11 protein-coding genes are annotated in these 13,378 nt (G+C 61.0%); all 11 read right to left on the minus strand.

The features are described from left to right. Positions 1-8 precede the first annotated feature (8 nt). Positions 9-563, minus strand: coding sequence for a hypothetical protein (locus ACZZ0B_RS20550; RefSeq protein ID WP_463546116.1), 555 nt, complete (start codon positions 561-563; stop codon positions 9-11). Positions 564-720: 157 nt separating this feature from the next. Beyond that, positions 721-1,434 carry a TetR/AcrR family transcriptional regulator gene (locus tag ACZZ0B_RS20555; RefSeq protein ID WP_008078361.1) on the minus strand — a complete coding sequence of 238 codons (714 nt, stop codon included), beginning with the start codon at positions 1,432-1,434 and terminating at the stop codon, positions 721-723. A 105-nt stretch (positions 1,435-1,539) separates the two neighbouring features. Next, positions 1,540-3,042, minus strand: coding sequence for a lysine--tRNA ligase (lysS, locus tag ACZZ0B_RS20560; RefSeq protein WP_008078360.1), 1,503 nt, complete (start codon positions 3,040-3,042; stop codon positions 1,540-1,542). A 112-nt stretch (positions 3,043-3,154) separates the two neighbouring features. Then, positions 3,155-4,250 (minus strand): peptide chain release factor 2 gene (gene prfB / locus ACZZ0B_RS20565; protein WP_102358477.1). Its coding sequence is split into 2 segments (ribosomal slippage): positions 3,155-4,177 and positions 4,179-4,250, totalling 1,095 coding nucleotides; the frame shifts between segments, so codons are not numbered across the junction. Between the two features lie 209 nt (positions 4,251-4,459). Further along, positions 4,460-5,461: a response regulator gene (locus ACZZ0B_RS20570; protein ID WP_008086602.1), complete on the minus strand. Its 1,002-nt coding sequence runs from the start codon at positions 5,459-5,461 to the stop codon at positions 4,460-4,462. Positions 5,462-5,509: 48 nt separating this feature from the next. Further along, entirely contained in the window at positions 5,510-6,520 is a 1,011-nt protein-coding gene (gene cheB / locus ACZZ0B_RS20575; protein WP_008086599.1) for a chemotaxis response regulator protein-glutamate methylesterase, read from the minus strand. Then, positions 6,517-8,790 (minus strand): response regulator, encoded by a 2,274-nt coding sequence (locus ACZZ0B_RS20580; protein WP_463546117.1) that lies wholly within the window; start codon positions 8,788-8,790, stop codon positions 6,517-6,519. Before ACZZ0B_RS20580 ends, cheB begins: the two co-directional genes overlap by 4 nt. After that, positions 8,787-9,470 (minus strand): chemotaxis protein CheW, encoded by a 684-nt coding sequence (locus tag ACZZ0B_RS20585; protein ID WP_463546118.1) that lies wholly within the window; start codon positions 9,468-9,470, stop codon positions 8,787-8,789. Before ACZZ0B_RS20585 ends, ACZZ0B_RS20580 begins: the two co-directional genes overlap by 4 nt. Continuing rightward, positions 9,467-10,738, minus strand: coding sequence for a CheR family methyltransferase (locus tag ACZZ0B_RS20590; RefSeq protein ID WP_008086592.1), 1,272 nt, complete (start codon positions 10,736-10,738; stop codon positions 9,467-9,469). The genes ACZZ0B_RS20585 and ACZZ0B_RS20590 overlap by 4 nt, the downstream gene beginning before the upstream one ends. Next, a complete protein-coding gene (locus ACZZ0B_RS20595; RefSeq protein ID WP_463546119.1) occupies positions 10,735-11,271 on the minus strand; it encodes a chemotaxis protein CheW in 537 nt (178 codons plus the stop codon). The genes ACZZ0B_RS20590 and ACZZ0B_RS20595 overlap by 4 nt, the downstream gene beginning before the upstream one ends. Next, on the minus strand, positions 11,271-12,893 hold the full coding sequence (locus ACZZ0B_RS20600) for a methyl-accepting chemotaxis protein (RefSeq protein WP_008086589.1): 1,623 nt from the start codon (positions 12,891-12,893) through the stop codon (positions 11,271-11,273). The genes ACZZ0B_RS20595 and ACZZ0B_RS20600 overlap by 1 nt, the downstream gene beginning before the upstream one ends. Positions 12,894-13,378: the final 485 nt, after the last annotated feature.

The raw sequence follows: 13,378 nt of genomic DNA on the forward strand, positions 1-13,378 counted from the left end.
GTAATGAATTATTGGGCGCGGGCCTGGCGCTGGTAGCGCACGGCTTCGACGAAAACATCGGAATTGGCCGGATCGTCGAGGTAAGCAAAGACCTTGTCGAGGTTGCTGTCGACTTGCACACCGTCGCCATCGTCGGTCTGGAATGGCTGACCGTCGAGGGCTTTTTGTTTGATCGCCTGATTGATCTGTTCGAGATCGAGGTTGTAGACCACCAATTCGTGTTTATCGGTGAGTTCGAAACCGGCGATGGTGAAGTGGCCGCCGTACTGCGCCGGGACTTTCGCCGACAGGTACCAGCGGCTGCCGTGGCGCGAGACGGTGAACGGATAGGCTTCGCGCTCGCGGGGTTTGGCTTTGAAATACGTGACGGCCTGATAGCGATCATTGCTCAGGCGCGTCAGCTCAAGGTTCATCGGCTCACCCCAGGCATTGGTGCTCGACCATTTGCCGAGCAAGCCTTTGGGGGCCGGTTCACTGGCGGCCAGCGGTTCCTTGAACGTCACCAGACAGCCACTGAGCAGCAGGAACGACAAGGCGATCAGCACGCCACGCCAGGCTTTCATTCAATACTCCCTATGAACATTGGCCGCCCTCATGGTGATCGATCGTTCCCACGCTCTGCGTGGGAATGTATCCACTGACGCTCTGCGTCATGTCGACGAAGGGACGCGGAGCGTCCCCGGCGGCATTCCCACGCAGAGCGTGGGAACGATCTTGTGGTCAGACCGATGCGAGCACCAGGTGCATGTAGCGCGTCAGAATGCCGAGCATGTCCTCTTCGGCCAAAGGCTCGGCGTCGTTGAGCAGGCCCTGATATTCCATCCGTCCGATAATCGCCGTCAACACCTTGGCATCCTGTTGCGGTTCACGCGAGCCCAGCACCTGGAACAACTGGCAGGTGCCCTGCAACAGAATCTGCTGATGCGAACGCACCAGAATTGCCAGGCGCGGGTTGAGCAGCGCTTCCTGACGGAAGGCCTGCTCGGCCATCAAATGCTCGCGGCGGTTAATCAATTGCCGGTGCACGTAATCGGCCATCAGCCGCGCAATATCGTCAGCCAGTTGCGAGCGCGACTCCGGGCTGCCGTCGCCGCTGACCACCATCTCACGCAGCAAGCCTTCGTTGTTGACCCACAACTTGGCCATGTACTCAGCGCTGCGCTCAACGTATTGGGCGAAGGTATCGGTGAGCAGGTCATCGATGTCCTTGAAGTAGTAAGTCGTCGCAGACAGCGGCACACCGGCCTCGGCGGCCACTGCCCTATGGCGCACCGCACGTACGCCGTCGCGCACGACAATGCGCATTGCGGCGTCGAGAATGTCCTGTCGACGCTGCTCACTGCCCTGTCGGCTGGCCTTGCGACCCTGGTACTGAACACTTTCAGCGACCGCAGTGGCGATACCCGCTGCACCCTCTTGAGCTATTGCACCCATCACGACAGAACTTCCTCTGCTATTGCGAAATTAACCAATTGATACATTTGTACCAGACAGGCAATAAAAAGCCGCCTGTTTTAGGCGGCTTTTTAACTGAAACGTTTACGCTTGCGGTCGCATGTGCGGGAACAGGATCACATCACGGATCGACGGCGAGTTGGTCAGCAACATCACCAGACGGTCGATGCCGATGCCTTCACCGGCCGTTGGCGGCATGCCGTACTCCAGCGCGCGAACGAAGTCGGCGTCGTAGTGCATGGCTTCGTCGTCGCCGGCGTCCTTGTCGGCCACCTGCGCCATGAAGCGCTCGGCCTGGTCTTCCGCGTCGTTCAACTCGGAGTAGGCGTTGGCGATTTCACGGCCACCGATGAACAGCTCGAAACGGTCGGTGACGTTCGGGTTGTCATCGTTGCGACGCGCCAGCGGCGACACTTCGAACGGGTATTGAGTGATGAAGTGCGGCTGTTCCAGCTTGTGCTCGACCAGCTCTTCGAAAATCATCACCTGCAGCTTGCCCAGACCTTCGAAGCCCAGCACCTTGGCACCGGCCTTCTTGGCGATGGCGCGGGCCTTGTCGATGTCGTTCAGATCATCAGCGGTCAACTCAGGGTTGTACTTGAGGATCGAGTCGAACACCGACAGGCGTACGAACGGCTCGCCGAAGTGGAACACCTTGTCGCCGTACGGCACGTCGGTGCTGCCCAGAACCAGCTGCGCCAGTTCACGGAACAGTTCTTCGGTCAGGTCCATGTTGTCTTCGTAATCGGCGTACGCCTGATAGAACTCCAACATGGTGAACTCAGGGTTGTGACGAGTCGAAACGCCTTCGTTACGGAAGTTGCGGTTGATCTCGAAAACCTTTTCAAAACCACCAACCACCAGACGCTTCAGATAAAGCTCCGGGGCGATACGCAGGAACATTTCCATGTCCAGCGCATTGTGGTGGGTTTCAAACGGCTTGGCTGCGGCGCCGCCAGGAATGGTCTGCAGCATCGGCGTTTCGACTTCGAGGAAGTCGCGCTTCATCAGGAAGCTGCGGATGTGCGCGATCACTTGCGAACGCACGCGGAAGGTCTGGCGCACTTCGTCGTTGACGATCAGGTCAACGTAGCGCTGACGGTAGCGCTGTTCGGTGTCGGTCAGGCCGTGGTGCTTGTCCGGCAGCGGACGCAGCGATTTGGTCAGCAGACGTACGTGGGTCATTTCAACGTACAGGTCGCCCTTGCCGGAACGCGCCAGGGTGCCTTCGGCGGCAATGATGTCGCCCATGTCCCAGGTTTTCACCGCGGCCAGGGTGTCTTCCGACAGGGTTTTACGGTTGACGTAGACCTGGATGCGACCGGTCATGTCCTGAATCACCATGAACGAGCCACGGTTGAGCATGATGCGACCGGCAACCTTGACCGGGATTGCAGCCTCTGCCAGCTCTTCCTTGGTCTTGTCCGCGTATTTCTTCTGCAGATCTTCGCAGTAGTTTTCGCGGCGGAAGTCGTTCGGGAAGGCGTTGCCCTTGGCGCGCTCGGCAGCCAGCTTTTCCTTGCGCAGGGCGATCAGGGAGTTTTCTTCCTGTTGCAGGGCTTGCGGGTCGAGTTGTTGGTCGCTCATGTCTTTAGATATTCCATCAGGTTCATTGCCTCCGGGCCTTGCGGCCCGGGGATCGCCAGCAGGCTGGCTCCTACAGGGATCGAGGTGAATCAGTCGCCCTGTATTGCGTCTTTTACAGCCCTGATTTCAGGCTGGCATACAGGTATTCGTCGATGTCGCCGTCGAGTACCTTGTCGCAGTCGCTGCGTTCGATGTTGGTGCGCAGATCCTTGATCCGCGACGCATCGAGCACGTACGAGCGAATCTGGTGACCCCAGCCGATATCGGACTTGGTGTCTTCCAGCGCTTGCGACGCGGCGTTGCGTTTCTGCATTTCCTGCTCGTACAACTTGGCCCGCAGCATTTTCATGGCGGTGTCCTTGTTGGCGTGCTGGGAACGTTCGTTCTGGCAGCTGACCACGGTGTTGGTCGGTACGTGAGTGATACGTACGGCCGAGTCGGTGGTGTTTACGTGCTGACCACCGGCACCCGAGGAACGATAGGTGTCGATCCGCAAGTCTGCCGGGTTGATTTCGATTTCCACCTTGTCATCGATCTCTGGCGAGACGAAAACCGCGGAGAACGAGGTGTGGCGACGGTTGCCGGAGTCGAACGGGCTCTTGCGCACCAGACGGTGTACGCCGATCTCGGTACGCAGCCAGCCAAAGGCGTATTCGCCCTTGATGTGCACGGTCGCACCTTTGATACCGGCGACTTCACCGGCCGACAGTTCCATGATGGTCGCGTCGAAACCGCGTTTATCCGCCCAGCGCAGGTACATGCGCAGCAGGATGTTGGCCCAGTCCTGGGCTTCGGTGCCGCCGGAACCGGCCTGGATGTCCAGGTAGGCGTTGTTCGGGTCCATTTCATGGCTGAACATGCGGCGGAATTCCAGCTTGGCCAGATTTTCCTCGAGACGGGCCAGCTCGGCGACGACATCGCCCACTGCGCCTTCGTCGTTTTCTTCGACGGCCATGTCCAGCAGATCGCGGCAATCGGCCAGGCCGGCGTTCAATTCGTCGAGGGTATCGACGATCTGCGCCAGCGCCGAACGCTCGCGGCCCAGCTCCTGGGCGTATTCAGGTTTGTTCCAGACACTCGGATCTTCAAGCTCGCGATTGACTTCAGTCAGACGCTCATGCTTTTGATCGTAGTCAAAGATACCCCCGAATAGTTTCGGAGCGCTCGGACAGGTCCTTGATGGTGTTCAGGATCGGGTTGATTTCCATGACGGGCAGCACTCGTTGGCGAACTTTTGAAAGCCGGCGAGTATACCGTAAACAGGCTGTGACGGCAGCCCGTCTGGCGGCTGTGGGGGTGATTCACTTGACACACTTCACCTGTAGGAGCTGCCGAAGGCTGCGATCTTTTGACTTTGATTTTAAAAACAGATCAAAAGATCGCAGCCTGCGGCAGCTCCTACAGAGGATTGCGGTGGTTATTCGATGCCGACCTGGTTACGGCCATTGTTTTTGGCCAGGTAGAGGCCACGATCTGCGGCCGAGATCAGCAGGCGGCAATCGCTGCCCGACTGCGGCACCATGGTTGCCAGGCCGATGCTGATGGTCAGGCTCGCGCCATCCGCCGGGGTGTTGTGCGGGATTTTCAGCGAGGCCACGGTCTGGCGCAGCTTCTCCGCGACCAACCGCGCACCACCCGGCGAGGTGTTCGGCAGCACCAGGGCAAATTCTTCGCCGCCGTAACGCGCCGGCAAGTCCGACGGCCGCGCACTGGCATCACGGATCGCCGTGGCGACCTTGCGCAACGCTTCATCGCCTTCAACGTGGCCAAAACTGTCGTTATAGGACTTGAAGTAATCGACATCGATCATCAGCAGCGACAACTGGCTCTGATCGCGCAGCGAACGGCGCCACTCCAGCTCCAGGTACTCATCGAAGTGGCGGCGGTTGGACAACCCGGTGAGGCCATCGGAGTTCATCAGTCGTTGCAGCACCAGATTGGTGTCGAGCAACTGCTGCTGACTGACCCGCAGCGCGCGGTACGCCGCATCCCGCTGCAACAACGTCATGTACGAGCGCGAGTGATAACGGATGCGCGCCACCAGTTCGATGGTGTCCGGCAGTTTCACCAGATAATCGTTGGCCCCTGCGGAGAATGCCGCACTCTTTATCAGCGGGTCTTCCTTGGTCGACAGGACGATGATCGGGATGTCCTTGGTCGCCGGGTGATTGCGGTATTCGCGCACCAGGCTCAGGCCGTCGAGGCCGGGCATCACCAGATCCTGGAGGATTACCGTCGGCTTGATCCGCACCGCTTGCGCAATGGCCTGATGCGGGTCGGAGCAGAAGTGGAAGTCGATGTTCTCTTCGTTAGACAGCCCACGGCGCACGGCTTCGCCGATCATCGCCTGATCGTCCACCAACAACACCATGGCGGCGTTTTCGTCGGTTTTAATGTCGTCGATCTGTAAGTCATTCATGGGCGGTCACCTGAGTACTGCGCGGGCCAGGATTGCGGATAAGTCGGTTCATTTGGGGAAAATCTCCAGCAATCGTGGCGCTATCTTTTCCAAGGGGCGAATTTCTACGGCGGCATCGATCGCAGCGGCGGCCTTGGGCATGCCATACACCGCACTGCTCTGCTGATCCTGCGCGATGGTCAGGTAACCCTGTTGGCGCATGAGCTTAAGCCCTTGCGCGCCGTCGCGTCCCATCCCGGTCAATAAAACCCCGACCGCATCACCGTTCCAGTAACTGGCGACACTTTCGAAAAACACGTCGATGGAGGGCCGGTAGATCTCGTTGACCGGCTCGGCGGTGTAGGCCAGCGTGCCGTTCTTGAGTAGACGAATATGATGGTTGGTGCCGGCCAGCAGCACCGCGCCGGCTTGCGGCGGCTCGCCTTCGCGGGCCAGACGTACATCCAGTCCGCTGGCACTGGCCAGCCATTCGGCCATGCCGGCGGCAAAGACCTGATCGACGTGCTGCACCAGCACAATCGCCGCCGAGAAGTCCCGGGGCAGGCCTTTGAGCAACACTTCCAGCGCTGCCGGGCCGCCCGCCGATGAACCGATCGCCACCAGTCGCTGGCGCGAGCCCGAGCTGCGCTGCGGTGTCGGTGCCGGGCGCGAGCGCGGTGCCTTGTCGCCGATCAGCCAGCCAATATTGAGGATCTTGCGCAGCAACGGCGCGGCGGCTTCCCGTGCGTCGCCGGCACCGAGGGCCGGGGTGTCGACCACATCCAGCGCGCCGTGGCCCATGGCTTCGAACACGCGATGGACGTTCTGCTGGCGGTCGACGGTTACGATGACGATGGCGCACGGGGTTTCGGCCATGATCCGCCGCGTGGCTTCGACGCCATCCATCACCGGCATGATCAGATCCATCAGGATCAGGTCCGGGGTGTTTTCGGCGCACAGTTGCACCGCCTCGGCGCCATTGCGGGCGACCCAGACCACCTGATGCGCCGGCTCGAAGGCCAATGCACGACGCAGGGCCTCCACCGCCATTGGCATGTCGTTGACGATTGCGATCTTCATGCCCGCGCTCCTCCGATGAGCTCGACCACTGCATCGAGCAGGGCGTCGTCATGAAAACTGGCTTTGGCTAAATAATAGTCCGCCCCGGCGTCCAGGCCACGGCGGCGATCCTCTTCACGATCCTTGTACGAGACGACCATCACCGGCAGCGATTGCAGACGGTTGTCGCGGCGCAACAAGGTGACCAGCTCGATGCCGTCCATGCGCGGCATGTCGATGTCGGTGATCAGCAAATCGAAGTCCTCCGAACGCAATGCGTTCCAACCGTCCATGCCGTCCACCGCCACCGCGACGTCGTAGCCACGGTTGAGCAGCAGCTTGCGTTGCAACTCGCGCACGGTCAGCGAGTCGTCGACCACCAGCACCCGCTTGCGCGCGGCCTCGGCGGCTTGATTGCCGTGACGGGCGATGCGCTCGAGGCGACCGGTATTGAGCAATTTGTCCACCGACCGCAGCATGTCTTCGACGTCGACAATCAATACCACCGAACCGTCGTCGAGCAAGGCCCCGGCGGAGATGTCCTGCACTTTGCCCAGACGTTCGTCGAGTGGCAAGACCACCAGCGTGCGCTCACCGATGAAGCGCTCGACTGCCACGCCGTAGACGGCATCACGCTCGCGGATCACCACGACCTTGAGGGTTTCGCCACTGTTCTGACTCGCCGGGCGGTTGAGCAACTGGCTGGCCGCGACCAGGCCGACATGCTGACCTTCGTGCCAGAAATGCTGACGACCTTCGACCTGGACAATGTCTTCAGGGGCCAGATCGCACATGCGTTCTATGTGCGCCAGCGGGAAGGCATAGGCTTCTTCACCGACTTCCACCACCAGACTGCGCACCACTGACAAAGTCAGCGGCACTTCGAGATGGAAACGACTGCCCTCGCCCGCCGTCTGCTCCAGCTCCACGGCGCCGCGCAGTTGCCGAACCATGTGTTGCACAGCATCGAGCCCGACGCCGCGACCGGACACTTCAGTGACCGTATCGCGCAGGCTGAAACCGGGCAGGAACAGGAACGTCAGCAATTCTTCTTCGCTTAACTGCGCCGCCGTTTCCGCTGGCGACAACTGCCGCTCGACGATGCTGCGGCGGACCTTTTCCAGATCAACGCCGTTGCCGTCATCGCTGAGCTCCAGCACCAGCAAACCGGCCTGATGCGAAGCGCGCAGGCGGATCAGGCCTTCTTCCGACTTACCCTTGAGCAGACGCTGCTCCGGGGTTTCGATGCCGTGATCGACCGCATTGCGCAGCAAATGGGTCAGTGGCGCTTCGAGCTTCTCCAGCACGTCACGATCGACTTGAGTCTTCTCGCCTTCGATCTCCAGGCGCACCTGTTTGCCGAGGCTGCGACCGAGGTCACGGACCATGCGCACTTGGCCGCTGAGCACATCGGCGAACGGCCGCATGCGACAGGCCAATGCGGTGTCGTAAAGCACCTGCGCGCGCTGGCTGGCCTGCCAGGCGAACTCGTCGAGCTCGGCGTTTTTCTCGCTCAGCAGTTGTTGCGACTCGGCGAGCAAGCGCCGCGCATCTTCCAGCGCCTCCAGCGCTTCAAGGCTCAGCGCGTGTTCCTTGAGGTGCACGTTGAGGTTTTCCAGTGCGCGCAGGCCGTTGTTCTGCATGCGCTTGAGGCGCTGCATGGTCGCCAGATGCGGCTTGAGGCGCTGGGTTTCCACCAGCGATTTACTCGACAGATCGAGCAGGCTGTTGAGGCGCTCAGCGGTAACGCGAAGAACGCGTTCGCCGCCTTCGGTAGTACGTTTGCCTTTGCGTGACGGTGGCTGCTCGGAAGGTTCGACCGGCACGTCTATAGAAGACGCGGGCGGCGCTTCAAGCTGCAACTCGGCCATGACCGGTGCCGCCACGGGCACGGGCGGCGCTGATGGATCGAGCAGGCGCCCCATCAACGCGACGTACGTTTCGATATCGCTCGGCTGCGGCGCACTGCCAGGGGTGGCGATGCGCATCAGCAAATCGGTGCCCTGCAACAACGCGTCGATGTGTTCCGGGCGCAGCAACAACCGCCCTTCCTGCGCACTGACCAGGCAATCTTCCATCACATGCGCGACGCTGACGCCGCTGTCGATACCGACGATCCGCGCCGCGCCCTTGAGCGAGTGCGCCGCACGCATGCACGATTCGAGTTGATCGGCCTGGGTCGGATTGCGCTCCAGCGCCAGCAGCCCGGCGCTGAGCACTTGGGTCTGCGCTTCGGCTTCGAGGCTGAACAGTTCCAGCAACGAGGCGTCGCGCATTTGCTCGGGGGTCATGTAAGGCTCCGGGTCACGGCGGACAACAACTGTTCTTCATCCAGCCAACGCAGGCTGCGACCGCGAAACTGCAAAACGCCACGGGTGAATTTGGCACTGGCTTGCTCACCGGATTGCGAGGCGGCATCAAGGATGCGCTCGTCGATGGCATGTATGCCGTCAACTTCATCCACCGGCACCACCACCGGCCCGCCATGGGCGGCGATGATCAACATGCGCGGCATGATTCGCACACTGCTGGCCGGTGCAGCGCTGCCGTCCAGATCAAGCAATTCAACCAGCGACAGACACGCCACCAGCGCGCCGCGGACATTGGCAACGCCGAGCAAGGCCCGCGAGCGCTGATGCGGCAGGGAATGAATGGCCTGCAGCGGCGCGACCTCGACCAGACTGCGCGTGGCCAGCCCCAGCCATTCTTCGCCGAGGCGAAACATCAGCAGCGAACGGGTTTTCACATCCGTTTCGACGGCGCTGGCCACCGGATCGCGCTCATCCTGCTGCAACGAGTAACGGTCGAGCAGACGCGTGGCGGCGGCGGAATACACCGAGCAATTGCGGCAATGAATATGTTCTTCGAGCAGCGGGCAGGACTTGTCACCGTGGATGCCGATACGGTTCCAGCAATCGTCGATGGCCCGGGCGTCTTCGTGGGTGACGTTCAAGGTGTCGGACGCGATCATCGTTTACGCTCACTGTCGGCGGTGCGGCCGCTGCGGGCAGCGCGCTCCTGCAATCGTCTGGCACCGGCGCTGTCGCCCTGGGCCTGCAGCAACGCGGCCAGGTGCATCAACGCTTCGGGGTGTTGCGGTTCAAGGTACAGCGCCTTGCGGTAGAAACCCTGGGCTTCGAGGGTCAGCCCGGCGACATCGCTGAGCAGGCCGAGCCAGTAAAACACCTGAGCCACCGGCTCATGGCTGCGCAAATACTGTTCACACGCGGCGCGTGCTTCGGCGCTTTTGCCTTCGTTGGCCAGCGCGGCAATGTTCGCCAGCAATGCTGCCGCGTCCGGGTTCGCGCTGTTGCGGGTGATCGGCAGTGGCGTTACTGCGCTGAACGGCCGATTGCGCACCGGAGGCGGCGACGGGCTGCGTGGCGCTGGGCTGATCGGCAACGTGACAGGTTTTGGCGTCGGCAGCGGCTCGGGATGCGGATCGCTATGACGACTGAACGCAAAAGACTGCGGGATGCCGATCGAACGCATGCCCAGACGCCCGAGCAGACTGCCCTCGGCCGGGCCGATAAACAGCACGCCGTCGACATGCGTCAGGCGTTTGAGCACTTCGAACACTTGCTTCTGCGTGGGCTGATCGAAATAGATCAACAGGTTGCGGCAGAACACAAAATCGAACGCCGGCTCGCTGGCCAGCAGCGCCGGATCAAGCACATTGCCGACTTGCAGACGCACCTGCTCACGGACATTTTCATTGACCCGATGGCCATCCTGCTCGGCGCTGAAATGCCGTTCGCGATAGTCCAGATCCTGGCCGCGAAACGAGTTCTTGCCGTACAGCGCCCGCCGCGCCTTTTCCACCGACAGCGGGCTGACGTCCATGCCATCGACCTTGAACTGATGCGGCTTGAGCCCGGCATCGAGCAACGCCATGGCAATCGAATAGGGTTCTTCGCCGGTGGAACACGGCAGGCTGAGAATGCGCAAGGCGCGCATGTTGTTCAGCTCGTTGAGGCGATTTCGCGCCAGTTTGCCCAGGGTGGCGAACGATTCCGGGTAACGGAAAAACCAGGTTTCCGGGACGATCACTGCTTCGATCAGCGCTTGCTGTTCATCGCGCGAGCCTTGCAGCAGTTGCCAATACTCATCGGCATGCGCGGCCTGCGAGAGCGTCGTGCGCTGCCGCACCGCGCGCTCGATGATCGCCGGGCCAACCGAGGTCACATCAAGGCCGATGCGTTCCTTGAGGAAGTCGAAAAAGCGCTGATCACTGCTCATGGCTGCGCCTCAAGCTGCGCCGGGTCCAGCGGTGGAGTGGGGAACAACAGCGTACGCACGGACTCATCGAGCAAGTCATTGACCCGCACCCATTGCACCAGCCCTTGCGCATCTTCGCGCACCGGGCCGAGGTACGGCGCCTCACGGTTATCGAGACCGTAAGGCTGAAATTCCTGCGGATGGCAGCGCAGGGTATCGGTGGCCTGTTCGAGGATCAGCCCGAGCCATTGCGCCGCTTGCGTGGCGTCCGGGCGGTAGTTCACCAGCACCAGCCGCGTGCTGGTGCGCGCCTCGGCCGATTGGCCGAACGTCAGCGCGCTGAGGTCGATCACTGGCACCACCGCGCCGCGATAGGCGAACACTCCGGCGACCCATTGAGGCGCGCGGGCAATCGCTTTCAACGGCAGGCGCGGCAGCACTTCCGCCACTTCAGTGGCGCGCAAGGCGTAACGCTCGCTGCCGATGCGAAACAGCAGGAACAGCGCCGGCTTCGCCACGGGCGCGGCACCGCGTTTGCCGATGATGTCGCTCATCAGACTTTGAATCGCGAAACGCCGCTGCGCAGCCCGACGGCCACCTGGCTCAGTTCGTCGATGGCGAAACTGGCCTGACGCAGCGACTCGACGGTCTGGCTGCTGGCATCGCCCAACTGCACCAGCGCATGGTTGATCTGCTCGGCGCCGGTGGCCTGGGCCTGCATGCCTTCATTGACCATCAACACCCGCGGCGCCAGCGCCTGCACTTGATGGATGATCTGCGACAGCTGCTCGCCGACCTGCTGCACTTCGGACATGCCGCGGCGCACTTCTTCGGAGAATTTGTCCATGCCCATCACACCGGCCGATACCGCCGACTGAATCTCGCGAACCATTTGTTCGATGTCATAGGTGGCGACAGCGGTCTGATCCGCCAGACGTCGCACTTCGGTGGCGACCACGGCAAAACCGCGACCGTACTCACCGGCCTTCTCCGCTTCGATCGCGGCGTTGAGCGAGAGCAGGTTGGTCTGGTCGGCGACTTTGACGATGGTCACCACCACCTGATTAATGTTGCCGGCCTTCTCATTGAGAATGGCCAGTTTGGCGTTGACCAGATCGGCGGCACCCATCACCGAGTGCATGGTGTCTTCCATGCGCGCCAGGCCTTGCTGGCCGGAACCGGCGAGTACCGAAGCCTGATCGGCGGCGGTCGATACTTCGGTCATGGTGCGCACCAGATCGCGCGAGGTGGCAGCAATCTCGCGGGAGGTCGCGCCGATCTCAGTGGTGGTCGCAGCAGTTTCGGTAGCGGTGGCTTGTTGTTGCTTGGAGGTGGCAGCGATTTCGGTGACCGACGTGGTCACTTGCACCGACGAGCGCTGGGCCTGGGACACCAGCGAGGTCAGCTCGGTCATCATGTCGTTGAAGCCGGTTTCGACGGCGCCGAATTCGTCCTTGCGGTCGAGATTCAGGCGCGAGCTGAGGTCGCCGGTGCGCATGGTTTCGAGGATCTTCACGATGCGGTTCATCGGCGCCATGATTGCGCGCATCAACAGCAAACCGCAGAGACCGGCAGCCAAGACCGCAACCAGCAGGGAAACGAACATGCTGACTTTGGCCGCGGCCACGGCATCGTCGATATTGGCCATGGCCTGATCGGCGACTTTCTTGTTTTCGCCGATGATGTCGTTGAGTTTCGTACGACCGCTGTACCACGCCGGCGTGAGCTTCTCGTGGAACAGCTTCACCGCATCAGCTTCCAGATTGCGCTTGTGCAAATCGAGCACCGCGTCCTGAATCTGCATGTAGTTATCGTGGTACTTCACGAAGGCGGCGAATTCGCTACGGTCCTCGTCGGTCGCCATGGTCTTGCGGTAATTCTCCATCTGCTCCTGCAGACGGTTCTCAAAGGATTTGTACTCGGCAGCGTCTTCGCTGCTGATGCCCTGACCTTCCTTGAGGCCGAGCAATTCCTGAGTCTGCAGATAGCTGTCGACCCAGGCACCACGAATCATCGAGCTGTAATAGACACCGGGGATCGCATCGTCGCGGACACTGTTTTCACTGGCTTCGATCTTCAACAGTCGCGAGTACGACAGCACCACCATCAGCAACATGATGGCGATAATCACCGCAAAGCTCGCCAAAATGCGTTGGCGCAACGTCCAGTTCTTCACAGTGATTCCTCGTGCCTAGGTCGAAATGCGGGGAGTATAGCCGAGGGCGGTGTTTCATTTATAAGACGCTTTTTAACCCTCACACCCGCCGCGGCTAAACCGGCACGGGCTCTGGCTTGGGACTTTCCAGCAAGCGAGGGTCAACTGGCCAGTGACGGAATGGTAGAAAGGGGCGCTGGATCGGTCATTTCTGAACGGACGGTTTCTTCGCAATGGTGGCCACGAGCCATTGTGCGCAAGAAGTTGCGCACTTGTTTTCGTTTTTCACCCATCAATTCCTCTACAGCCCACGTCCCACGTGGTCTACAGACGAGTGCGCAAGAAGTTGCGCAGTACTGCGCAACTTCTTGCGCACTTTTGCCCTGATTCACCTGCCAAAAAACTGCAAAGCCGCAGGCTAGAGCGCTCTAACCCCCGGCTGCCGGGGACTTGGCAAAAGCTGGCATGGTCCTTGATAACAGTCAGGCACCCACCGGGCGATTTCG

Source organism: Pseudomonas sp. AC247 (assembly GCF_979258015.1).

Coding starts and splice junctions, on each gene's coding strand:
- cheB (WP_008086599.1), bottom strand. CDS start 6,520: ATGAAGATCGCAATCGTCAACGACATGCCAATGGCGGTGGAGGCCCTG.
- ACZZ0B_RS20595 (WP_463546119.1), bottom strand. CDS start 11,271: ATGAGCGACATCATCGGCAAACGCGGTGCCGCGCCCGTGGCGAAGCCG.
- ACZZ0B_RS20570 (WP_008086602.1), bottom strand. CDS start 5,461: ATGAATGACTTACAGATCGACGACATTAAAACCGACGAAAACGCCGCC.
- lysS (WP_008078360.1), bottom strand. CDS start 3,042: ATGAGCGACCAACAACTCGACCCGCAAGCCCTGCAACAGGAAGAAAAC.
- ACZZ0B_RS20580 (WP_463546117.1), bottom strand. CDS start 8,790: ATGACCCCCGAGCAAATGCGCGACGCCTCGTTGCTGGAACTGTTCAGC.
- ACZZ0B_RS20555 (WP_008078361.1), bottom strand. CDS start 1,434: ATGGGTGCAATAGCTCAAGAGGGTGCAGCGGGTATCGCCACTGCGGTC.
- ACZZ0B_RS20550 (WP_463546116.1), bottom strand. CDS start 563: ATGAAAGCCTGGCGTGGCGTGCTGATCGCCTTGTCGTTCCTGCTGCTC.
- ACZZ0B_RS20590 (WP_008086592.1), bottom strand. CDS start 10,738: ATGAGCAGTGATCAGCGCTTTTTCGACTTCCTCAAGGAACGCATCGGC.
- ACZZ0B_RS20585 (WP_463546118.1), bottom strand. CDS start 9,470: ATGATCGCGTCCGACACCTTGAACGTCACCCACGAAGACGCCCGGGCC.